The sequence below is a fragment of the Aquabacterium parvum genome, from assembly GCF_001447195.1.
Classification (GTDB): Bacteria; Pseudomonadota; Gammaproteobacteria; order Burkholderiales; family Burkholderiaceae_C; genus Aquabacterium; species Aquabacterium parvum.
The window spans coordinates 1-292 of record NZ_LFRI01000522.1 but is presented as its reverse complement, the minus strand read 5'-3'; the positions used below and the strand labels follow the sequence as shown (position 1 = coordinate 292).

The following is a 292-nucleotide window of genomic DNA, read 5'->3' as shown; positions in this document are numbered from 1 at the left end:
GTTCAAGCCAAGGGGCAGGACCTGCTGCAGCGCGTGGGCCGCATCCTCACGCAAAAGACCAAAGACAAGAACAAGCTGTATGCCCTGCATGCGCCCGAAGTGGAGTGCATCTCCAAAGGTAAGGCACGCAACCCCTACGAGTTCGGTGTGAAGGTCACACTGGCGACCACGCTCAAAGAAGGCCTGGTGGTGGGCATGCGCTCCATGCCCGGCAATCCGTACGACGGGCACACGCTGGATGAGACCATCGAGCAGGTGAGCATCCTGGCCAACCACCGGCCGCGTACTGTGA

General features: G+C 61.0%; 1 pseudogene. It reads left to right on the top strand.

From position 1 onward, the window contains the following. Positions 1-292, top strand: a pseudogene (locus ABG80_RS19415) (IS5/IS1182 family transposase); the annotation flags it as partial.